At 45.3% G+C, this 21,879-nt stretch carries 15 protein-coding genes; 2 read left to right on the forward strand and 13 right to left on the reverse strand.

From position 1 onward, the window contains the following. Positions 1 to 139 precede the first annotated feature (139 nt). The 8 genes from dnm_RS13450 to dnm_RS13485 form a co-directional block, all read right to left on the reverse strand. Entirely contained in the window at positions 140 to 2,251 is a 2,112-nt protein-coding gene (locus dnm_RS13450) for a HAMP domain-containing methyl-accepting chemotaxis protein (RefSeq protein WP_207683149.1), read from the reverse strand. 114 nt (positions 2,252 to 2,365) lie between these two features. After that, the gene (locus tag dnm_RS13455) at positions 2,366 to 3,340 is read right to left on the reverse strand and encodes a hypothetical protein (RefSeq protein WP_207683150.1); all 975 of its coding nucleotides are present in this window, start codon (positions 3,338 to 3,340) and stop codon (positions 2,366 to 2,368) included. A 71-nt stretch (positions 3,341 to 3,411) separates the two neighbouring features. Beyond that, positions 3,412 to 6,306, reverse strand: coding sequence for a methyl-accepting chemotaxis protein (locus dnm_RS13460; RefSeq protein WP_207683151.1), 2,895 nt, complete (start codon positions 6,304 to 6,306; stop codon positions 3,412 to 3,414). A gap of 190 nt (positions 6,307 to 6,496) precedes the next feature. Then, positions 6,497 to 8,650: a chemotaxis protein CheA gene (locus dnm_RS13465; RefSeq protein WP_207683152.1), complete on the reverse strand. Its 2,154-nt coding sequence runs from the start codon at positions 8,648 to 8,650 to the stop codon at positions 6,497 to 6,499. Between the two features lie 167 nt (positions 8,651 to 8,817). After that, positions 8,818 to 9,186 (reverse strand): response regulator, encoded by a 369-nt coding sequence (locus dnm_RS13470; RefSeq protein WP_207683153.1) that lies wholly within the window; start codon positions 9,184 to 9,186, stop codon positions 8,818 to 8,820. After that, entirely contained in the window at positions 9,183 to 9,530 is a 348-nt protein-coding gene (locus dnm_RS13475; protein WP_207683154.1) for an STAS domain-containing protein, read from the reverse strand. Before dnm_RS13475 ends, dnm_RS13470 begins: the two co-directional genes overlap by 4 nt. Before the next feature lie 66 nt (positions 9,531 to 9,596). Continuing rightward, entirely contained in the window at positions 9,597 to 11,528 is a 1,932-nt protein-coding gene (locus dnm_RS13480; protein WP_207683155.1) for a methyl-accepting chemotaxis protein, read from the reverse strand. A 1,030-nt stretch (positions 11,529 to 12,558) separates the two neighbouring features. After that, positions 12,559 to 14,226, reverse strand: coding sequence for an electron transfer flavoprotein-ubiquinone oxidoreductase (locus dnm_RS13485; protein WP_207683156.1), 1,668 nt, complete (start codon positions 14,224 to 14,226; stop codon positions 12,559 to 12,561). An 813-nt stretch (positions 14,227 to 15,039) separates the two neighbouring features. On the opposite strand from dnm_RS13485, the gene dnm_RS13490 reads away from it, so the two are divergent. Both dnm_RS13490 and dnm_RS13495 read left to right on the forward strand, forming a co-directional pair. Then, the gene (locus dnm_RS13490) at positions 15,040 to 15,699 is read left to right on the forward strand and encodes a phospholipase D-like domain-containing protein (RefSeq protein WP_207683157.1); all 660 of its coding nucleotides are present in this window, start codon (positions 15,040 to 15,042) and stop codon (positions 15,697 to 15,699) included. A gap of 103 nt (positions 15,700 to 15,802) precedes the next feature. Next, entirely contained in the window at positions 15,803 to 16,240 is a 438-nt protein-coding gene (locus dnm_RS13495; protein WP_207683158.1) for a hypothetical protein, read from the forward strand. Positions 16,241 to 17,021: 781 nt separating this feature from the next. Here dnm_RS13495 and dnm_RS13500 read toward each other — a convergent pair. From dnm_RS13500 to dnm_RS13520, 5 genes are read right to left on the reverse strand one after another with little or no spacing between them, the layout of a single operon-like run. Then, entirely contained in the window at positions 17,022 to 18,167 is a 1,146-nt protein-coding gene (locus tag dnm_RS13500; protein WP_207683159.1) for a glycosyltransferase family 4 protein, read from the reverse strand. Beyond that, positions 18,164 to 19,618, reverse strand: coding sequence for a lipopolysaccharide biosynthesis protein (locus tag dnm_RS13505; RefSeq protein ID WP_207683160.1), 1,455 nt, complete (start codon positions 19,616 to 19,618; stop codon positions 18,164 to 18,166). The genes dnm_RS13500 and dnm_RS13505 overlap by 4 nt, the downstream gene beginning before the upstream one ends. Positions 19,619 to 19,635: 17 nt before the next feature. After that, on the reverse strand, positions 19,636 to 20,583 hold the full coding sequence (locus dnm_RS13510; RefSeq protein WP_207683161.1) for a sulfotransferase: 948 nt from the start codon (positions 20,581 to 20,583) through the stop codon (positions 19,636 to 19,638). 18 nt (positions 20,584 to 20,601) lie between these two features. Beyond that, positions 20,602 to 21,555 carry a sulfotransferase family protein gene (locus dnm_RS13515; RefSeq protein ID WP_207683162.1) on the reverse strand — a complete coding sequence of 318 codons (954 nt, stop codon included), beginning with the start codon at positions 21,553 to 21,555 and terminating at the stop codon, positions 20,602 to 20,604. Then, on the reverse strand, positions 21,545 to 21,862 hold the full coding sequence (locus tag dnm_RS13520) for a hypothetical protein (RefSeq protein WP_207683163.1): 318 nt from the start codon (positions 21,860 to 21,862) through the stop codon (positions 21,545 to 21,547). The genes dnm_RS13515 and dnm_RS13520 overlap by 11 nt, the downstream gene beginning before the upstream one ends. Positions 21,863 to 21,879 lie beyond the last annotated feature (17 nt).

Raw genomic sequence — 21,879 nt, forward strand, 5'->3', positions numbered from 1 at the left:
GAAACTTCGGAAGTGATCGCCAATTGGCTTAAGTACCCGGACAAAAGTTTTCCGGTATTTTTATCCGAATCTCATTTAAGCTGGCTCATGCGGCTCTGCTGATAATTCTGCCCGAAAAAATATGTCCAGGTACTTAAAATTAATATTTTTCAAATTCATCATCATCATCATAGCCGTCCTTTTCATTGATATTAAAAAAAGATTTGAAGTTTCCGACAACTGATTTGATCTTTCCCTTTTCATTTTCTTCGAGCGGGCTATGATATTTAATTTCCGACGGGTGTTCGGAATCTTCAGTTCTGTTTTCCCGGGTCGTTATATTTTTATCTTCTGATTTCCTCTCTTTTTCCGAATGGCTCTCTGTTTTCGGAGTATTGCCATTTAACCTGAAAAAAGTAATCACCCTCCGGAGCTGATCCGCCTGACTTGACAACTCCTCGGCTGTTGAGGCTGTTTCCTCAGATGCGGTGGCATTTTGCTGCACCACCTGGTTCAGCTGCTGCACCGAGAGGTTGATCTGGGCCGCGCCTCTGTCCTGTTCATTGGTGGCCGCGCTGATTTCCTGAACCAGCTCCGCTGTTTTCTGAATATCCGGAACAAGTCTGGCGAGCATCTCCCCTGCCCTCTCCGCGACTTCCACGCTGGAAACCGACAATTTGTTAATTTTCCTCGCGGCTTTCTGGCTGCGTTCCGACAATTTTCGAACTTCCGAGGCCACCACAGCGAAACCTTGTCCGTATTCCCCGGCCCTTGCCGCCTCAATTGCCGCATTCAGCGCCAGCAGGTCTGTCTGGCGGGCAATATCCTCAATGATCAGAATTTGTTCAGCGATTTCCTTCATCGCTGTCACAGTTTTTGTCACTGCCTTTCCGCTTTCCTGTGCATCCTCGGCAGATTTTAATGCGATTCTCTGGGTTTCCATTGCGTTGTCCGCATTTTGTCTGATATTGGCGGACATCTCTTCCATGGAAGAGGATACCTCTTCTGTGGAGCCGGCCTGCTGGGATGATGCCTGGGACATCTCCTCGGATGAAGAACTCAGCTGCTGGCTTCCGAGCGCTACATTGTCCGACGTTCGGCTCACCTCAGTCACAATTTCCTTCAGTTTTGAGACCATATTTTTCATTGCCGCGAGCAACTGGCCGGTCTCATCCCTGGTGCGGACCTGTATTTGAACCGTGAGGTCACCTTCGGATATCTTATTGCTCGTCCTGACTGCCTCACGCAGGGGCCGGGTCAGAAACCGTGTCATAAAAAAAGCCGCCCCGATACCCACAATAACCGCAATGATAATCCCGATGATAATAATCTTAAAAGCAGAGGAAAGTGAGGATACTGTCTGTTCAGCGATGGTCTCAGTTTCAGTCATTCCTTTTACGACAACAGCTTGGACGCTTTCCAGAACCCGGCCTGCAGCCGCACTTTGTTTTTTGTCAAGTTCCTGCAAAGCCAGCCAGTTGGTAAGAAGATCGTTCATAACGTTTTTATAAACACCAATCGCTTCATTAATCTTATGAATTCGCGTGATATTTTCATTCAGACGGGTGAAAGATAAAAGCTCCTGAAAATTTTTTTCCATAACATCGAAGTTTTTTTGCGCGTCCCGGATATGCTGAGGACTTCGGAGCGTCTGGGACTTGTAAGTGGCAACACGTGTCGCATTCCCAAGATCAATCACCTTATTAACAAGTATGATCTTCTTCAGACGCTCGGAAAGCCTGGCCGGCTCAAATTCCGCGAACATTTCTGTTTCCAGGGTTTCATTCTGATGGCCCAGGAATGCATCACAGCTTTCCATAAATCTCCCGGCCGAGTCGTTGAGCATCTCATAATTCTTCGCAATTTGTTCATTCCTTTCAACAGTTTCATTGGTAAATTTTTCATATGCCAAAATCTCGGCTTCGATTTCCCTTATCGCATCTCTGAATTTTGTCAGCTGAGGGAGAGAGGCAGTCAGGTCTTTTGCTTCTGTGACATATTTTTTAACCGCCTCAAGCTTCTTTTTTCCTTCCTCAAAATATTCTTTTTCCCCGGTTAATCCGTAACCCCGCATATTAAACATTGTTTGCAGCAGAAATCGTTCCAAATTACCGGCGATCTTAACCTGAGGAACATACTCCTCATCCAGCACACCTGACTGATCCTTCACATTGCTCATATTCCAAGCCGCTGTTATCCCAAGGAAAAGCATAATAACAATGAGCAGTCCGAATCCCAAACTGATTTTTGTTCCCAATCTGAAATTTTTCATCCCGGCTTTCTCCTGTAAAAGTTAAGAATTGAAAATTGAAAACCTTAATTCTCAACTTTCAATTTTGGATTACACAATTCATTATGATAATTTTTAATTTTCAATTTTCAATTCTCAATTCTGTTCCAGAGTTCTCTTGGTGAGAATAAAGTTATGCTGGACTAAACGAAACACATCTCCTGACACAATTTTCTCTTTGGTGTTTTTCCAACTGGCATAGCGTGAAGCGTGTTTTTGTGTCAGGCTGCTGTTTCCGCTTCTGACTTTCAGTTCAGCCGCGATAACCTGGGTCAGATCAAATACATCAGCAGGAGAAATGTCATCGCAATCATTGACTTCCACAAGAAGAATCGGCTCATATCCGCCTTTGTTCATGTAGAACTTGGAAATATTCATATAAACATAATACAGAAGCTTATAGACATATCTGGGAATGACCCCGCTCACCGGCTGTTTTGGAAAAGAAAACGTCTTATATTTTACCCCGGCTTCATGGGCAATTCCCTCAGCTACGGGTAAAATATGTTTCACAACAGCTTCATAGACTCGTTCCGGTGTGGCCCAGTCCGTGGTAAGATTCTTTTTCCTTGCGATCTCATGATGATGCAGTGAAACCTGTCTCAGCATTTGGAAAACGTCATTTGGTGTCCGGGTAATTCTCTGTTCCATTGATTGCAAGAAATTATTTTCCGCTATAAGATGACTGCTGATCAGGCTGAGAACCTGATATACATTCTCAGGTCTTGTCCTGATCACGTCCAGGTTACGCGCCTCACTGAGCCTGACCGGATCAATGGCATTGTTATGGAGAAAATTGAACTCCTCGACCACGCTGACAGCCTTGTTATAGACATTCCGAGGTCTGAGATTGTCACTGATTCGCTTTTTGGTTAATGTGCGGGTCAGCCCGTGCGCTGCCATGAGCGAATTATCAATGGATTTTGCCAGATAGTAAACATCTGTGGGCGTGACAGCCTTTTCCGTCTCAATTCCCAATGCATCCGATGGGCATAGCGGAAAACAAAGAACACTGATGGCTATCAGAATAAGATAAATAAAACAGTTGAAAATTTTTGGCCTCAAATTCATAAGCTCCTCCCGGTTTTTGATAAGTTTAAACAGCGTTAACCTCTCTCAGAATTTCGCTTTGCTGAAACAGCTTAATATTTTTCAAACTCGTCATCATAATCGTCATCATATTTTCCGCTTTTGCTCATCTCATTAAAATCTGTGGAAACTTTGGCACCTGTTTTTGTTTTTTCCATATTAGTATCTTTGAGTTTTTGTCTCTCTTTGGCCGACAGCAGTTTTCTTTCAGGGTCTGTTTCGGGTTCGGTCTCGGATGCTGTTATCTGTTCTGCATCATCAAGTTTGAAATAACCAATTGTGTTACGGAGTTGTACAGCCTGACTCGTGAGTTCTTCAGATGTTGAGGCCATTGCTTCGGATGCTGAGGCCATCTCCTCAGATACTGTCGTGTTCTGCTGAATCACCTGCTCCAACTGCTGAATCGCTTTGTTGATCTGTTCGGCACCTGTACTTTGTTCATTGCTTGCTGCGCTGATCTCCTGGACCAGTTCTGCTGTTTTCTCAATATCCGGTACGAGCCGGGCCAGCATTTCTCCTGCCTTTTCTGCAATTTCTACGCTGGAGATTGATAACTCGGCAATTTCAACGGCAGACCTCTGAGTAAGTTCAGCCAATTTGCGAACCTCGGAAGCCACCACTGCAAATCCTTTGCCGTACTTTCCGGCCCGGGCAGCTTCAATCGCGGCATTTAAAGCCAGCAGGTCTGTCTGACGGGCAATATCCTCAATCACAGATATCTTCTGAGCGATATCCCTCATCGCCACGACGGTTCTGGCCACAGCGTCTCCACTTTCCCGGCCGTGCTGGGCAGATTGTAATGCAATTTTTTCGGTTTGTCTCGCATTATCCGCATTCTGAGCGATATTCGCAGACATCTGTTCCATGGACGCTGATGCTTCTTCAGCCGAGGCCGCCTGTTCCGCGGCACCCTGGGACATTTCCTCAGAACTCGAACTTATCTCATTCGCACTGGAACTCAGCCCCAGGCTTCCGCTGGCAACATTGTCGGCCGCATGTTTCACCTCCGTCACAACATTCCTAAGTTTTAATATCATTCCTCCCAGGGCATCCGCAAGAATACCAATCTCATCTTTCTGGTTTACGTTTATCTTGGCATTGAGATTCCCCTCAGCCACTGACTTGGCAAAATAAACGCCTCTGGTCAGGGGCGTTGAAATACCCTTTGCAATAAAAAATGCGAAAACAGCCACCACAATGGCTATCCCCGCACCCATAAACAACATATATTTCATCAGATCACGGATTGGCTGCCTGACCTCATTTTCATCGATCTCGGCGAGCAGGGTCCATGTCAGATTTTCCAGTTTCAGCGGAGTATATGCTGAAAGCACGTCTTTTCCATTATAATCTTTGATGATCTTCTTCCCTGTGGTGCCGGAAATCGCTTCTCTGACAGATTCAGTATCAACTTTTCCCAGGGACGGATTATCAAAAGACGCGTTTACCGTGCGATTCACCGGATCAAGAAATGAATCCGAACGCATGAGTTTATCAGACCCCACCAGATAAGTTTCCCCGGTTTTTCCCATGCCCTCACGCTGCTGCATGATGCTGTTGATCTTTTTTAGAGACAATTGGAGGACCACAATCAGTTCTGTTTCATTGTTATAAAGCAAAGGCTGGGCCATAAATGCCGCGGGTTTGTTATTACTGGGTTCATAGGGTTCAAAATCACCTATGCCAAAAGTTTTGGTCTGCAATACTTTTCTGATCAGCTTGCCAAGTACAGAATCAGCATATTTGCCGCTGATCATGTTGCTCTGATAATCTGCTTCGTGTTTCACAGAATAAAAGACTTTGCCCCGGGGATGGATTAAAAAAAGATCATCATAGTTATACTTTCGGATGTATTTGGCAAAAAAATCATCTTCTTCTCCGCCTTGCTTGGGCGCAATGGCTTCCTCCAGCTTCATCGTGCTGATGATGGCCCAGTTCAATCCCCTGATTTCTATCGGATCATAACTGGCCAGTTTCAAGTCTCCGGTACAGCCGATTTTTATCCTCTGACCGGATTTGCCTTGCAGCGCCATCTCAATTTCAGGGTTGGATTTTTTTTCGCCAATTTTGCCTTCTTTGAGTACCCTGTTGTTGCGGTAAGTGGTCTTTCCGTCAAGTCTGCCGACAAGATAAGCTTCTCCTGTCTTTTCCATCCCTTCATGTTGCTGCATGATAGTGTTGATTTTTTCTATTGACATCTGAAATGCGACATAACCTTTCACTTTCCGACGCGCATCTCGTATTTTGCCTATCATAAAAGCGGCGTACTTATTGTCGGAGGGCGCATAAGACTCAAAATCGGCAATCACGATATCCTCGGCCCCCGGAGATTGAACCGTCTGAAAAGCTTTTCCTAGCCCTGAATGTTTCAGTTCACTTTCAGGGAGATTTATCCCCAGATCAGATTCCTTGGCAACAGTGTAAACAATACAGCCATCAGAGTGAATGAGAAAAATATCATGCCAGCCATTGGCCTTCATAATATCCCTCATACGGGAGTCATACTTTTCCGCAAGGGCATTCCACTCAGGGGTCAGCGTCTTCTCTCCTGCTGCCTCGAATATTTCATGAAACTCGGTTATGGCTGCCGTAACACAGGGATCATTCCTGAGTAACTGCAACTCCTTCATCATCGTCTCAAGATAATCCCTGATATGTGCTTTCCGGATCTCCTGAGAAATTGCCAATTTTTCAAAAGCCTTTTCTATGAAGACAGCTACGGTTTCTGCCAGAATACTCATATCTCCTTTGCGTTCGATAAAAAAGTCCTCAATATAGGCTTTTTTGATTTCACGCACCGCCTCAAGCTGTTCATAGGACTTTGACATAAGGGCATCTGTGGAGAGCTTGCTGCCCCACAGCCCCAGAAGAATAAGGGGAATAATGCCTGTCATAAGAAACAGAGCAATGAGTTTGGGTTTCATTTTAATATCTCTGAGCTTAATCATCTTATTTCTCCTTGAAAGTGTTAGGTGTTGGGTGTCAGGTGTTAGGTGTTAGGTGTCAGGTGTTAAGTGTTAAGTGTTAGGTGTCAGGTGTCAGGTGTCAGGTGTTAGGTGTCAGGTGTTAGGTGTTAGGTGTTAAGTGTCAGAAATAACATGACGGATGAAATTTTATGATTCATCATTGTTTGATCCCTCAGACACTGAACACTTCCTTATCCTCAACACATCGGACCAGCCGGGCAATATCCAGAATGAGCGCCACGGTTCCGTCTCCCAGAATGGTTGCTCCGGAAAAACCTTCCACTTCCCGGTATATTTTCCCCAGAGTCTTGATCACGGTCTGATACTGTCCCATGACACGATCCACACCGAATCCGACCCTGCCGTCCCTGGACTCAACAACAATAATCTGCTCAATGGCAGGATTTTTTCCCTCGACCATAAACATCTCCCGCAAACTCAGATACGGAATGATCTCTCCCCTGAAATTCATCATATTCCGCTGCCTGGCGCTGTTCAGATCATCATGGGCCAGTTCCACACATTCTTCCACTATGGAAAGCGGAAATACAAAAAAGCCCTCATCCATTTTCACCAAAAGACCGTCAATGATCGCCAGCGTGAGCGGCAATTTGAGGGTCACGGTGGTTCCTCTTCCTTTTTTACTGCTGATTCCCACAGTTCCCCGGAGGTTCTCTATGGTTCGTTTTACAACATCCATTCCCACGCCTCGGCCGGACACGCCGGAGAGTTGCTTTGCAGTGGAAAGTCCCGGTATGAATATCAGCGAAAATATTTCCTTATCAGTCAGCTTCGCATCTGGAGATATCAGACCTTTTTCCATGGCTTTGGCCCGGATATCTTCGGGATTGATACCTGAACCGTCACCGGATATCCGGATAAATACATTAGGGCCGGAATGTTCTGCCGCGAGATGAACCGTTCCCTGTCTTGGCTTTCCCAGACTTTCTCTGACATTCGGAGGCTCTATCCCGTGATCTATCGTGTTTCGAATAATATGCATCAGCGGCTCATTCAGCTGATCAATGACGGTCTTATCCAGTTCAGTGTCTCCTCCCTCGATCACCAGGACAGCTTCTTTGTCCAGTTCGTTGCAAAGGTCCCGGACCAGGCGTTTGAACTTGGTGAAAATAGTTCCGATGGGCAGCATACGGATACTCATTGTGTTGTTCCGAATCTCCCCGGTAAGACGCTCAACCTCCTCGGCAATGGAAATTAGTTCCGGTTCGTTTTGAAAAGAAGCTTTCTGACTGAGACGGGCCTGGACCGTGACCAGTTCACCGACCAGATCCACAAGGCTGTCCAGTCTTGCCGCAGGCACTCTGATGCTCGACGCCGTCGGCTTTTCCCGACGGCCGCCAAGCATCTTCTTGACATGCTTTTGTTCGGCCAGGGCAGATTCCACCGCTCCCACCTCAACTTTTTTCTCCTCTACCAGCATTTCTCCGAACAGTTTTTTTGTTTCAAGGACCTGATTCAGATCATCTGTTGACAGATCACCCCGATCAACCAGGATTTCCCCAACTTTTTTGTAAATTGTATCACTTTCTGATCCGGTCTCATCAATCATTTCAATATCAATTTCACAGTTGTCTTCAACAAAGATGAACACATCTTTTATCGAATTGATTCCCTTTGAAGTGGTAAGAATGATATCCCAGGATGTGTAGCAGGCTTCGGGATTAATATCCTCCAATGTCGGAATGTCGTTAATCTGAGCCACCACACTGCAATATCCGATTCCGCGCAGTTCATTAAGTAAGAGGATAGGATTTGTGCCGTTGGTAAAAATATCAGATCCCGGATGAAACCGAATCCGGTAGGTGACATTCTTATGAAAATCGGAATCTGAAATTTGAACCAGTTCCGGGTTTTCAGTTTCCAATTCCGAGTTTTCAGTTTCCGGTTTCCGGTTTCCAGTTTCCAGTTTCCAGTTTCCAGTTTCCAGTTTCCAGTTTCCAGTTTCCAAAAGCAGATTTCTGAAAGAATGAATGATTTCGGATTTGGATATCTCATCACTCTCAGCTTCGTCGAGCATCGCTTTTATATGATCCAGGGAAGACAACGTCAGGTTCATCAGTTCTTTGGAAACAGAAAGTTTTCCATCACGCACCAGTTCAAAAACTGTCTCTATTTCATGTGTGAAGCGTGCGATATCATCGAATCCGAACATTGCCCCCGAACCTTTGATCGTATGCAGTGCTCGAAAAATATTTCCTATCAGTTCCGTATTCTGAGGTGTTTCCTCCAGTTCCAGCAAAGATGCTTCAAGCTTTGCAAGAAGCTCCTGAGCCTCTTCTCTGTAGGCTTCTCTGTGTCTATCCATGAAAAAACCTTTCTGATTGAAAATTGAATATTGCAGTAAGCACAGCCAACCGCAGATTTACGGGAAATCAGAAGCACATCTGATATGCTGAAACCGTCTCGGAAGATTTAAAATCGGTTCTCCGTAATTACGGTTGTCAGCACTAAGAGATACTCAATATTCAATAATTATCCCAACACTTTTTTCACTACAGCCACAAGTTGTTCCGGTCTGAAAGGCTTTACAATCCAGCCTGTGGCACCGGCTGCTTTGCCTTCCTGTTTCTTGGAAGCCTGAGATTCCGTGGTCAGCATGACAATCGGAATAAATTTGTATTCAGGTTTACTTCTCACTGCCCGGATGAGTTCGATACCGTCCATGTTTGGCATGTTAAGGTCAACGAACATCATGCGGACACGGGGCCCTTTCAGTTTGGACAAAGCGTCTGCCCCGTCCACCGCCTCTACTACCTCATAGCCAGATCCTCTCAGCGTAAAACTCACCATCTGGCGAACGCTGGCCGAATCATCCACTGTCATAATAATTTTTTTATTCATTCCCTGTTTCCTCCTATCCAAAGGCAGGTCTTGTAAGAATCCGGAGTGCAACCGGAAAGACGAAAATATCCCGCGTCTTCCACAGTCTGATTGAAAACCTGTGATGCTTCGCTGCTCAGTGTAAGCTTTTTATTCAGATTCAAAGCTGTGCGGTGAGCCGAACAGAGCAACTGAAGACAGGAAAGATCAACGGCTGTCACATTTTCAATCCTGATGCGGACATTGTCTAATGTTTCCAGTGACCTTATCAGCATCTTCCTGAGTTCGGCCGCATGCTCTATGGTCAGCTCACCGCCAATCGTCAATATGCCCATATCACCTGATGGCTTCAATTCGAAATTCATGATCATCTCCGTTTGCATGTTTGGTGTCCGGTGAACACCGGGTATTTAATCAACCCAAGAACCGCCTTAAAAAAGTTCCACGTTGTCCCCGATATCGTCTTTGTCAGGAACAATTTCGACATGATCCTTTTTTTTCCCATGTTCTTGTTCCGATTCTTCTTCTCTGACAAGAATCGGGATATCCTTCTGCTTAATATATTTTTCATGAATACCTCGCTCCTGCCGCATGGTGTATCGCTTCGCCAGTTTCTTTGTTTCAGATGACAATTTCTCAAAATCTTCCCCGACCCGATGCTCAATCATTCGGGCAAAATCTTCCAACTGACGGAGCTGTCCTCTCAGTTCTTCAGCCAGTGCAGGGAGAAAGTCAAGGGTGGAAATTATCTTTGTAATAGCGTCATTCAGGGTCTCCGCGCGTTGAAATAGTGCTGAAGAATCTGTTCTGTACTGTTCGTATGCGCGGGTGATGTCCTGAATTCCCATGTCCAACGATCCGTTATTCTCTGTCCCCCGGGCTTCACCTATGTAGCAGGTTCCCATAGCCTGAACCGAAGCGGAGACGGATTCCAGAATTTCTGCCACCCGGGTCGCAAAAAGATTTGACTGGTCAGACAGGCTTTTGACTTCTCCCGCGAGTACCTCAAGGGTTCTTCCGCCTTCCCCCAGGTGCAATGCCTTCACAATGGCATTCAGGGCCACCAGATGGGTTTCAAAACTGATTTCCCGGACATGCTCTATATAGCCTGAAAGCCTGGCCGTTGTTTCGGAAGCTTCGAGCGCTGTGGCGTGAATCCCTTCAACCAGACCGGTTCCCTGGCTGAGCAGCTGATGAAGGTCCAGAAGAGCGGACTGAAGTACTTCAAATTCCAGAGAAGAACCATTGTCTGACCCTGAAAGTCCGAAACCTGAAAGACTGTGTATGAGCCTGCCCACTTCTTCGTGAATTTTTCCAAACGCCCTCAGACTCTTGTCATACACCTTCTCAATATCTGATATTGTCTGCTTTAACTGCGCGCACTGGATTCCCACGATTGTATAAGCGTCGCAGAATTTTTTTGTATCTTTATGATCAGATGGTTTTTCCGCACAAAATTGTTCCACATCATAAAGTGCGTTGATGATATGAGATATTCGCTGACTCATGCTGTCATGGATCTGAATTCCTGCCACAATTTCACCAATTTGATGAGATACTTCCTGTGTGTGCGCACCAGCTTGTTCCAGAACCTCAAGAGAAAACCGCATTAGCTGCTCAATTTCCCGGCCTGAATTTTTCACAGCTTCCTGGGCACCGTCCGCTACTTTACGCAATTGGCTAAGAGCATCGGAAATCTTGTCATGGACAGCCATCTGGCTGTTGCGCGTGGCTTCGGCATCCTCTCGGATGTTTTCACCGATTTTAATAATCTTTTCAGAAAGATGTAGCGTTTCATGAGAAACCACCGTAAACATATCCACGAATTGTGCCGACCGGGAACTTTCCACACCGATATTTAGCCCCACCACTCTGAGGAACATACCGATTTTTTTAACCATTTCACATATTTTATAAAGATCGCCGAGATGTCTGATGACCCTGCTGACATGATCGATATCAGTAAGAATCTGGGCCTGATAATTTTTAAAATCTGCAAGTGATTCTTTAGCAACCTGTTCAATTTTGACAAGGGGATCTTCTTCTGAACCGCCTCCGAGCAGCCTGACGGTTTCGAGGGTCTGTTGTGAAAGGGTTGTGGCTTCAAAATAAACAGATTCGATATCCTGCCCCAGCCGGATAAACTTTGGCTCAACATGCTTACAGGTTGCTTCCAGAGAATTGGCCAAAACGGATAGGGAAATGGTTGTTATTTCAGAAGCCCTGAGTTCTGATTCTGTATGAGCAGACAATTTTTGTCTTCCTTTTTCCATAAAAGAAAGGGAAAATATTTTTTTAAACAGCCATGCTTTGTAACGTTTAAACAGCAACGCAAGGGTCCGTCCTTTTTTGTAATATTTCATAAATGTTCTTCTTTCAATACGTTGGACAGTTTTTGTAACTTATTGTTTTTATTAGGGCCGACGTTTTTTTATGTTAAGGATTAAAGTCTTTTAATTTCAATAAATTAAAATTTTGTCATTCCTGATTTTCAAAAACTGTCCGAAGTATTGTCTTTAAGACTTGTTCTTTTATCGGAAATTATAAAATTTGTAACATCTGCACGGATTGATTTAGTAAGGATTAAAGCAGGTTGTTCATCATAACCTCAATTCTTACCAAAGGAATCTCTGCAAATCTTGTTTTTTATAGGAAATTATAAAAAACAAGATGTCAGGTATCAGAAAAGAAAGTGTCAGGTATCAGAAAAACTTTCTGAAATTCTATGTTCTGAATGCTTCGGAGATTCAGAAAATTCCACTGCTCACTCCTGCTCTTTCTTCCGCTTTAAAAATTTATGGTTTTTTTCATATTTTAGCAAGCTTTTCTGTATTGCAAATAAAGAACTATCTGAAGTAACAAAAAAATATTTTTTAAAGATTTCAATCCAAGACTTGTCATGGTCAGTCTGAGCAGCTTCTGAAAAATCCAACTTCGGCGTTTTTTGAAGTCTGTATTAATAGTTATGAAGGCGAAGAAAGACATATCTCTCTGGATAAAAAAAGGTCAGAAAAATTTTTGGAGAAATTTTTTTCAGACAGCGGAGGAAATCAGCGGGCAGACAGCCTGCCTGCCTATGAACAGACAGGCTATCTTATACGTTTTTAAAATAATACTTTTAAGGCGTCGGAAGATGTATGAACCTTATTTTATGTGTTTACAAATTTGGTTTATTTCTCTTTTTTCTTACAGCATCCTTCATTTGTCAGTTTTCACCTCACTGCATAACAATTTTTCAACTTGTTCCACAGGCCGGAAAAAGTGTGAACCAGTTTTCAGCTTCTGCGAAGGATGCCTTTTTTTCTTACAAGGCAAGCATTGTACTTCTTCCAAAATTTTTTCTTAAACAGACGTGATCTGCCAGTTACAACAAAACATGAAAGTCTGAGCAAATCACAGAACTGCATAACCCGGCCCGTCCCCTCCTTCCGGGCATGTCCAGGTAATATTCCTGTAAGGATCCTTAATATCACAGGTTTTGCAATGAAGGCAATTGGACGGATTCAGTTTCAGCTGACGCCGGGATGTTTTTTCATCTGTCTCAATTTCATATACATTTCCCGGACAAAATCTCGTACAAGGGTTTTTATAGGTTTCATAACACGCATTGACACAAAGGTTCGGATCATGAACAATGATATGCGGGGGCTGATCTTCCCTGTGCATGGTTTTGGACAGATACACTCCCGTCAGTTTATCCACATACAAAACCCCGTCAAGAGTATTTTTGTTAAAATCAGTCCGCCCGCGATTTTCCCTGGCCTGTTCAAAGGTAGTGCAATCTTCCTCGGAAGGCAGTCGGTCGCGTATTCCTTTCCCTTTGGTAAAATACTGGGCCCCAAGATGGATAAACTTAGCAGGCACTTTTTTTGAAAGGGCCTGGGAAAAATTTCTTCCTTCATAAATTTCTTGTCTTGCCCAGCTTTTTTCAAACAGCTGGGGATAATACTCAAGGGTTTCCCGGGTGAAACTGTCTTTTTCAAGGGCCTTGGCGCACGCTTCCGCGGCAAGCATTCCCGACTTCATGGACACATGAATCCCCTTGAGCGCCGGAGAATTCTGCATGGCCGCACTGCCACCGATAAACATGCCGCCGTGGGTGGCAAGCCTGGGCATGGTAAAATATCCGCCGGTAGAAACTGTCCTTGCTCCCTGTTCAAGAACTTTTCCGTTTCTGATGATATCCGCTACAAACGGATGCTGCTTGAATTTCATGAATTCATCATAAAGATCAAGCATGGGATTCTCATAAGAAAGCCCCACAAGAAATCCCAGGGCAATCTGATTTTCTGTCATTTCATAGATAAAACCGCCCCCTGGAATGTTCAGTCCCAGGGGATAACCAAACGTATGAATATCATTGCCGTCACTTGTGGCAAAATAATTGTCCTCAGGCAGCTGAATGACTTCTTTGATGCCTGTTTCGTACACCTGGGGCATTTTACCGGAAAAAATATCAAGTTTTTGCCCAATCTCCTGGGTCAGACTGCCCCTTGCGCCCTCTCCGAACACGGTGACCTTTGCAAGAAGATCCATTCCCGGCTCAAAATTCCCCTTAGGCTCTCCATCTTTTCCAAGGCCCTTGTCTCCTGTTCGGACACCGACAATTGTTTTCTGATCCGGAGCATAAAGCACTTCTTTTCCTGCAAAACCGGGAAAGATATTGACGCCCATATCTTCGGCGATTTCGGCAAGCCATTTTGTAAACCGGGAAAGACTGATCACATAAAAGCCTTTGTTGTGCATGTATTTGGAAATAAACGGAAGGCGGCGGGAGTTGTTTTGGGTCAGAAAATAGAATTCATCTTCCCTGACCGTGGCCTCAATGGGGCATCCCTTTTCCATAAAATCCGGGATAAGTTCTTTCAATGCAATGGGATTCAGGACAGCCCCGCTCAACGCGTGGGACCCGATATCCGCTCCTTTTTCAATAAGCGCGACTTCAAGTTCTGTGTTTTTCTCTTTCGCGAGCTGCATGAGTTTAATGGCACCGGCAAGGCTTGCAGGGCCTCCGCCCACGAAAAGTATGTCAAATTCTATGCTTTCACGTTCTGTATTCATTATTGTTTCACCGTTGTCAGTTTCAATTTCAATTGAAATATGAAACCGATTGAAAATTTGGGTTCTGTGATTTTTCTGAGGAGAATGATTTGAAATCTTTCTCCGCTGTTTTGGGATTAATAAAATGAGCAATCTGTTTTCAGTTGTCAGTCAGCTTTTGGCGGGCGCATGTTTCCATGACTGCTGCTTTCTCCCCTGCCGGAAAGGACATCTGATGTCTTGATGGCTGAATCTGAAAGCTGATGGCTCAGTTTAAAAATTATGCTGTTCTGACACCGTTCCCTGGTTATAAATGAACCTTGTTAATAAAAAATTTCCTTTTGCGGAAAGGCAATATAGGAATAAAGGCGTTTGTGTGTCAAGTGGTAAAGAACAAGTTTTACAGGGCAGAACAGTTTTATGACAAAAAATATATATGCTTGTAAAAGATAAATATTATAAGCAGTTAAATCTTTAAAACGATAATCAGATTTTTTTTCTGTCCGACCGGATCGGATAAAAAAATCCGGGCAGTGTTCTAAAAACAGAGCTAAATATTATAACCATTTGAATTAATTATTTAAATATTGCAAAAAGTCCAGCTTTGGAACACCACCAAAAACCTGATTATTGAGTTTAAAAAAAGAAAATGCTCAAAGGTAGCATATCACCACCCTCAAATACTCTTTCTGCCCTATTGATTTATTTATACCTCTGTTTTATGAAATGAGTTAATCATGGCTTGCAGGCAGTCTGTTAATCATAGCAGCCTGTTTTCAAAAAAAATCAAATTTATTTTATGACAAATTCATCAGGAATTGAAAGGAGGAGAAAATGGGCAGGTCATCAAAAATTTTAGTGGGTCTGATTGTTTTTTTTATGAGCGGATCATTGGTGGTTTTTAATAACATCAACGGATATTACACTTTTATTGCCATGTGTCTGGCAATTTTATCTGTGTTTACGTTAATTGATTCTTTTTATTACGATATGTTAGAAGAACCCAATGAAAATTTTGAATTAACTGTGAAATCTATCTCCAAGCTCTTTTCTTTGGCTGCTTATTCCATAAAAATTCATTCTGCCACGTTTGCGCCGAATATTTATTTTGATCCGAGGGTGTTTAATGATTTAAAAGCAGCAAAAAAACGAGGGGTGAAAATAGAGATTATTCTTTCCGAACCCGGGATCAATCCGAGATCTGTAAAACCCGATTCTCCCAAAAAGCAAGATAATTTCAGGATGTTTTGGTCCTGGGCAGATGCAGGAACCATATCCGTTATTCACCTAAATGAGAGGCAGTATCCGCATTTCATCATTGTTGATGATATTCATGTGCGAGTAGAAAAAAAGCACAAAATAACAATCGGTGATGACCCGAAACAGATAAAAAGAAAGGCGATAACCCGATACATAGATGTTGACACGGCAGAGAAACATTTAAAATCTTTTAATCTTCTTAAATCGTTAAATAAAATGCAGACTGCCATTTAATTTGATATCTTTTGGGTCAGTTCAGGGAGACGCGATTTACTATTATCCCTTTTCTTTTTGAAGGAGGACAAAGGGCTGCTGATAAATATCGAGGTGAAATCAGATGGAAGTCAATTTTTTTAAATGGACAGAGGGGATTCTCAATAATTTCTCCAACTGCTTAATCTGCAAAAACTATGAATCCCTGCTTTGGTTTGTATCCATAGGTATTGCGCTTACGATTATTGCTCTGAATCTGAAAATTCCCTCATATGAATTACTGCAAAAAATCTATACCGGAGAGATTTTTCCAAGTCTTCCGGTGGATAACAAAAAATATCTCCGGCAGGTACGTTTGTATATCAGACTGCTTTTTTTTATAGAAAACGCAGGCATATGTTATTTTCTTGCCACAATCTGTCTGGTCCTGCTGACCACCTCTCCGCAGCCTCTCCGGCCGCCCTATATCTTATTATCCAATTTAACCTTTCTGCTTGTTGTCATTCCCACAGTTCTGATCGGATTGTATTACAGCTATCTCAAAATTTTTAAAAAAATGTAGAAAAAATTGGCAGCCGTCATTTGTCAGTTGCCCCCCTTCGACAAGCTCAGGGTACTGCGTTCCTTCGACAAGCTCAGGGTTTCCTCACGGCGTTCCCTGAGCTTGTCGAAGGAAACGCCGTGAGGAACCCCGTGAGCCTGCCGAAAGGGGGGAACAACATCGGGCAAAAAATAATCAATAGATAGAAAAAATTTTCAGGCCCCCGCGGAGGACAGGACGAACGGGCAAGAAACCCGGCTTTTCCGACCGGGGAATAGTTCGTCCGGGAAAAAAGCCGGGTTTCTCCGCTGTCCCGCACGCAGCCCGGAAACCGCGGACGGGGAAGAAATCCGGCTTTTCCGGCCGGGGGGAATATTTCGTTCGAGGAAAAAAGCCGGGTTTCTCCGCTGTCCCGCACGCAGCCCGGAAACCGCGGACGGGGAAGAAACCCGGCTTTTCCGCCAGGTGAAATACTACGTCCGGGGAAAAAGCCGGGTTTCTCCGCTGTCCCGCACGCAGCCCGGAAACCGCGGAGGGCGAAGAAACCCGGCTTTTACGACCGGGATACACTTCCTCCGGGGGAAAAAGCCGGGTTTCTCTGCTCTCCCGCACACTGGACGGACACAGCGAAGGGCGAAGAAACCCGGCTTTTACGACCGGGATACACTTCCTCCGGGGGAAAAAAGCCGGGTTTCTCCGATTTCCCGCACTCATCCCGGAAACTTTTTGATCTGCTGATAATAGCAAAAAATAAAATTTTTAGACAGGCAATGTCAGAATTTATTTGTTCGGACACCAGTTTTCATGCTTGTGCGAAGATTTGCTCATACAATTTTCGCAGGCGTTTGGCAATCATAGGCAAGGCGTAATTCCGCCTGATATGTTCACGGGCATGATATCCCAATCTGACACGAGATTCAGGATCACGAGACAGCGTTATGACGGCATTTTCCAGCGCGGAGATATCATGGGGCGGGACAAGCCAGCCATTCTCATTGTGGGTGATGACATCGGATGCTCCCCCGACATCCGTGGCAATGGCAGGAAGTCCCGCGGCCATGGCTTCCAGCAGGGCGTTTGATAATCCCTCCGCGGCCGAAGGAAGCACAAAAATATCCCCAGCCTGCAAATAAGGAGACACATCCTCAACACTGCCGAGAAAGCTGACCCCTGGCCCGGCCATTTGTTCAAGTCCGGCCCGTTCAGGCCCGTCACCAGCCACAAGGAGCAATGCATTGGGACATATCTGCCGCACCCCCGGCCAGAGGGTCAGGAGATGAGGAATTTGTTTTTCAGGTGACAGTCTTCCTGTAAAGATTACAACAGGAGTTCCGGTCAGATTCAGTTCTCTTCTCAGCTCTTCTCTGTCCTGAGCGGACAAGGGGCTGAAGCGTGTGGTATCAACCCCGTTGGGAATGAGAACGCGACGGGAACCAGGAACACCTGACAACGCCAGTTCCGTGTCAATTTCCCGGGTGATTGCCAAAAACATATCAAAATGCCGCCGAAATTTTTCCAGGCGCTGTTTGCCCAACACCCCGCGTCTGAGCCGTTCAATATCACCCAGACCGGCTTTGCCGCCGCCCCCCAGAATCTTAGCGACAACAGGTGTGCCAAACAAATGTTTGGCAGCCAGAGCCGTGGTTGCCGGTGAAATCAGTCCGTGCGTGTGGACAATATCAGGGCGCAGCCTGCCCAGCAGATATAATGCGCCCAGGGTGAAACTCAGAGACGCTGTCACTTTGGGACCGGGTACGGGGAGACGGTAAACAGGGATACCGTGAACCCGCTCAAACGCTACCAGACCCGGATCCCGTCTCGTGATCACATGAACATCCACGCCCTGGTCCCGGAGCAGGGGCGTTAAAGCCGCGAGCTGACGTTCTGCGCCGCCAACACGCGGATAATAGCCGTGACTGATCATTACCACACGAATAGGATTTCTCATAAGACTTTCTCCCGTCCCCGCAGGACAGCCAGGGTCTGACCGAACAGTTTCCGGTTTGTGAGCCAAAGCACAGACACATACAGCAATGCTCCCCATATCACCATCAGCAGCAGACGAATCACCGGAGCGAATGATGAAATCTGCAAACGCAGGAGAAAAAGCCCTGTGAGCATCACTGCCGCGCCTGTGGCAGCCGGTCGGAGGGCTGTCCAGAAGGCCCCCGGCCGGATAACAATCATGCGGCTGGCAATGACAAATTGCAAAATGGCAGCTAAAAATGATATGATTAACTGTCCCACCGCGACATAAAAAATATTGTAGCCGGCCGCTATCCAAAGCACCGGGATAAGCAGCAGCGTCTTGACCAGGCCCACCTGATTTGCAATCATGGGCCGGCCCGTGGCTTTGTAAACCTGGTCAGCATTGGCGCTGAGGGAATTTATCAGGGCATAGAGCGACAACGCCTGCATCACCGGAACGGCCGGTGCCCAGCGTATTGTATAAAAAACTTCCACGAATTCCGGAGCCACAACAAACATTCCCAGTCCTACGGGAACACTGATAAGGGAAACATATTGCAGCGTGGTTAAAAAAGCCTTGCGTAAGGTGTCCTGGTCATCCTGAAGTTTGGTATAAGTCGGAAAAATCGCCTGGCCCACCACTGACTGAATACTGTAAATCACAAGATACGGCAGTTGAAAGGCCATTGTGTAAAACCCCAGTTGTACCGCGTCCATGCGCCGGCCAATGATGAGATAATCTATGTTTTTATAGATAACATGCAGAATCTGGAACACGCCAATGTGCATTCCGTAGCTGATGAGGGACCGGGCGATGTTTAAATCAAACATGATACGCGGACGCCACTGACCCACAATCCAATACAGCACCGTGGCAGTGAATGTGCCGGCCATCTGTCCGCAGACCAGACTCCATACGCCAAAACCGGTGACGGCCAATCCTATGGAAACAGTGCCTTTGGCAAACCGCTGGGTGATTTGCGGAATCACACGCCGCCGAAAATCCAGTTCCTTTCTCAGCCGTACTTCATGAATGCTGCCCAGGGCAGAAATAACAAAGACCACAGAAAGCATTCGGATAATGGGCGTGACCCGGGGTTCTTGGAAAAAGACTGAAATCAGCGGCGCTGTCAGGAGAACAATGACCGTCAGCAGGAGGCCCATCAGCACATTCAGACAGAATGCCACATTGGCTGTCCGCTCCGGATGCTTCTGCCGGTAAATCACGGCCTCCCCGATACCCAGGTCTTTCAGGTTGCTGAGATAATTGATGACAAGAAGTCCCAGCGCCATCAGGCCAAAATCCTTTGGAACCAGCAGACGGGCAAGAATAACCGTGGTCAGGAAAATCAGACCTTTGCTGAAAGCAAATGAGACATAGTTCCATAACGCGCCTTTTACAGCCGCCTGAGCAAGTTTAAAATGTTTCATGTTTCCATTTCAGAATGTTAATTCTCGTAGGAATAGCCTGCCAAAAAGTCAAACCGAGCCATTCGTGTCCTGACAATTTCAATAAGCCCGGGTTCCCATTGAATTTCATGGCGGCTCTTTACAGGAGATTTATAAACAATACTGGCACAGGCTTTTGCATACTCCGCAGAAATGCCCGCGCCTAAGAAGCGGCAGGTCTGAGTGAGTTCTTGCTCAGGATTTTCAATAAACGCTTCATGCCTGACAAACAAGATGTCAGACGGATTAATATATTTCCGGACATCATTAATTCGCCGGCAGGCAGAGAAATAATTGTCAATGTAATGCATTAAGGTGTTTTGCCTATTGTGCCGCAAAAATCTTGTGCTGATGTTGTCATAAGGATTTCTGATAACCACAATCAGCTTTACACTTGTGTCAACGGTCCGGCGCAGTTGTTGAAGCAGTCCGGGGTTGGCTGTCAGTCTTTTGGCTGTCATTCCTCCTTTTTTGTCTCCGATGATTTGAATTTTCCGGCAGGTCCCCTGCCACTGACCAGGGACAGCATAAGAATAATACGCTTTGCCCCGTCGTCCGTCTCGTATCCGGCCGGCCCGGGCATGGGAATGAGATTTTGCCAGAATAAGATGATACATATCTGTTTTGCCGAACCCCGCGTCAATGTATTTAAGGGCATCCAGATCATCTGAAAGCACAATATCAGGATGTGCGTCAAGCAGCGCGGAGATAAGACTGTGACCGCTTCTGGAATGTCCCATGAACATACAAAATGTTTTTACATCCTGAAAGGTGTCTTCTTTGATAAGATGTCTGATGCGGCTTGTATGATAACGCCGGATCAGGGGCCGGCCGTAACAGAGCCAGGCCATGTTCAGCACCGGATATATTTTTCCATATTTGACTTTGTTGTAATAAGGTCTCAGGCGTTTCTTTGCCTTGCCTAAGCCCTGAATCTCTTTTTTCATTATTTTTTCCTTTCCACTTCAGTTCTCGTAAGAATACCCTTCCAGAAAATCAAACTGCGCGATCCGGGCTTTTACAGCGTCAACAAGGTGCGGAGGCCATTCTGTCTCATGGCGGCTTTTTACGGGAGATTTATAAACAATGCCCGCGCAGGCATTCAGGTAATCCGCGGTGGTTTCAACGCCTAAAAAATGACAGATATCATGCAGATACTTTGAAGGCTCCTCAACAAAGGCTTCGTGTCTGACACAAAACATATCTGAATCAGGTATGCGCTGCCGGATGTCATGAATGGTGTGGCAGGCTGAAAAATAATTCTCAATCATATATGTCAGGGGTTTGTCATCCCGCAGGAACATGGTGGTGATGTTATCATAAGGATTTCTGGTGACAAGAATCACCTTAACCTCTGTTTCCGCTGTGTCTCGTAATTGCTGAAAAAGTTTTGGTTTGGAACTGAGTCTCACAGTTGTGGACCCGCCCCGCTTATCCCCGATGACCCGGATTTTCTCATATCGTCCCTGATACTGACCCGGAACAAGATAGAGGTGCTGTTTGCCATGACGTCCGCTTTTTTTTCGGCCTGTCAGGGAGCGGGACCTTTTCAGGATAAAATGAAATATCTGTTCCCTGCTGAATCCCGCGTCAACATATTTGAGTGCGTCAAGTTCATCCGAAAGAATAATATCCGGGTGCGCGTCAAGCAGACTGCCAATGATGGTGTGGCCGCTCCTCGGATGGCCGATGAATATGCAAAATGTCCTTACCTCTCGGAATACATCCTGTGAGATAAGATTCCTGATACTGCGGGAATGATACCGCCAGATCAGGGGACGGGCAAGATAAAGCCATGCTTTGTTCAGCTTTTTATAGTTTTCTGTGTATCTTATTCTGTTATAATAAGGTCTCAGGGACTTTTTTAGTTTAGATAAAACCTGATGTGTTGTTGCCATGTTTTTCTTTTCACTTTTCAATGATGTCATTCCTGTAAAAGCCCTGAAAGGGCGTGTTTATAAAATCCGGGGCAATGCCCGATGCTTTTTCGCAAATTTTTCCGGAGTGCGAAAAATGCTTTTTCGCCAGTCTCTCCGGAGTGCGAAAATGCTTTTTCGCCATTTTCTCCGGAGTGCGAAAATACTTTTTCGCAAATTTTTCCGGAGTGCGAAAATGCTTTTTCGCCATTTTATCCGGAGTGCGAAAATACTTTTTCGCAAATTTTTCCGGAGTGCGAAAATGCTTTTTCGCCATTTTATCCGGAGTGCGAAAAATACTTTTTCGCAAATTTCTCCGGAGTGCGA

Source organism: Desulfonema magnum (assembly GCF_017377395.1).
Taxonomy (GTDB): Bacteria; Desulfobacterota; Desulfobacteria; order Desulfobacterales; family 4be13; genus Desulfonema_C; species Desulfonema_C magnum.

Coding starts and splice junctions, on each gene's coding strand:
- dnm_RS13495 (WP_207683158.1), top strand. CDS start 15,803: ATGGAAGTCAATTTTTTTAAATGGACAGAGGGGATTCTCAATAATTTC.
- dnm_RS13450 (WP_207683149.1), bottom strand. CDS start 2,251: ATGAAAAATTTCAGATTGGGAACAAAAATCAGTTTGGGATTCGGACTG.
- dnm_RS13500 (WP_207683159.1), bottom strand. CDS start 18,167: ATGAGAAATCCTATTCGTGTGGTAATGATCAGTCACGGCTATTATCCG.
- dnm_RS13475 (WP_207683154.1), bottom strand. CDS start 9,530: ATGAATTTCGAATTGAAGCCATCAGGTGATATGGGCATATTGACGATT.
- dnm_RS13510 (WP_207683161.1), bottom strand. CDS start 20,583: ATGAAAAAAGAGATTCAGGGCTTAGGCAAGGCAAAGAAACGCCTGAGA.
- dnm_RS13485 (WP_207683156.1), bottom strand. CDS start 14,226: ATGAATACAGAACGTGAAAGCATAGAATTTGACATACTTTTCGTGGGC.
- dnm_RS13465 (WP_207683152.1), bottom strand. CDS start 8,650: ATGGATAGACACAGAGAAGCCTACAGAGAAGAGGCTCAGGAGCTTCTT.
- dnm_RS13470 (WP_207683153.1), bottom strand. CDS start 9,186: ATGAATAAAAAAATTATTATGACAGTGGATGATTCGGCCAGCGTTCGC.
- dnm_RS13505 (WP_207683160.1), bottom strand. CDS start 19,618: ATGAAACATTTTAAACTTGCTCAGGCGGCTGTAAAAGGCGCGTTATGG.
- dnm_RS13455 (WP_207683150.1), bottom strand. CDS start 3,340: ATGAATTTGAGGCCAAAAATTTTCAACTGTTTTATTTATCTTATTCTG.
- dnm_RS13490 (WP_207683157.1), top strand. CDS start 15,040: ATGGGCAGGTCATCAAAAATTTTAGTGGGTCTGATTGTTTTTTTTATG.
- dnm_RS13460 (WP_207683151.1), bottom strand. CDS start 6,306: ATGATTAAGCTCAGAGATATTAAAATGAAACCCAAACTCATTGCTCTG.
- dnm_RS13480 (WP_207683155.1), bottom strand. CDS start 11,528: ATGAAATATTACAAAAAAGGACGGACCCTTGCGTTGCTGTTTAAACGT.